The sequence below is a fragment of the Microvirga tunisiensis genome, assembly GCF_009296175.1.
Classification (GTDB): domain Bacteria; phylum Pseudomonadota; class Alphaproteobacteria; order Rhizobiales; family Beijerinckiaceae; genus Microvirga; species Microvirga tunisiensis.
The window spans coordinates 1-791 of the sequence record NZ_VOSK01000908.1 but is presented as its reverse complement, the minus strand read 5'-3'; the positions used below and the strand labels follow the sequence as shown (position 1 = coordinate 791).

At 63.0% G+C, this 791-nt stretch carries 1 protein-coding gene and 1 pseudogene; one reads left to right on the top strand and one right to left on the bottom strand.

Translation table 11 applies throughout. The annotated features are described in order from the left end of the window. Positions 1 to 493 (bottom strand): DUF1428 family protein (locus FS320_RS44455; protein WP_152718791.1); only part of this gene is annotated, 493 nt, incomplete at its 3' end. Positions 494 to 593: 100 nt separating this feature from the next. Between FS320_RS44455 and FS320_RS44450 the strand changes: the two are divergent. Next, positions 594 to 791 (top strand): annotated as a pseudogene (locus FS320_RS44450) (MarR family transcriptional regulator); the annotation flags it as partial.

Sequence of the window (791 nt, the reverse complement as noted above, 5' to 3'; positions counted from 1 at the left end):
CCCAGGCCTCGAGCACCCGGACCGCACCATACTCCTTAAACTTGCCGGCCATACGCTGGGCCAAAGCCAGGTAGTCCGCCTTCTTCTCCGACGGGACCGGCACGATGAAGCCATCGGTGTAGCCGGCTGTGCCCGAGCCACGCTCATCGACGATGGTGTCGAAGCCGCCGAGGATCATGCGCTTGCCGTCGAACGGCATCTGCTCGCCCATGGCCTGCATGCGCGGATCGGTCATGATCTTTTTGTTGGCGGCATCCCGGACTTCCTTGGACGGATACTCGATCCAGCTGAACACCACGATCTCGTCGTCCCTGGCATCCACGGCACGGCGGAAATCCGTGAGCTTGCCGTCCGGCACGTCGTCACCCCAGCACTCCACCATGCGGGTCGCGCCGAACTCCTTGAACAGGGGGGCGGCCTCGGCGGCATGCCTGCGGTATTCTTCCTTCTTGTCCGCCGGCACGGCGAGCACGAAGCCATCGACATACTTCATTGCGTATCTCCCTTGAGGCTCCTGGAATCGGAGCTGGATGCCGCGGCGCTTTGGCACCTGTTCTTCTTGACAAATAAGTTGATATCAACATAATTGGACCATGTCAAACCCCCGTGACGTGCCCTTCGAGACCACTCATCTAATCCGCGACGCCTGCCTGTGCCTGCACGTCCAACGCGCCGCCCGCGCCCTGTCGCGGCTGTTCGACGACGCCCTGCGGCCGGTCGGACTCACGTCCGGGCAATTCTCGCTGCTGAACGCCCTCAACCGTCCGACGCCACCCTCCATCGCTCCGGTG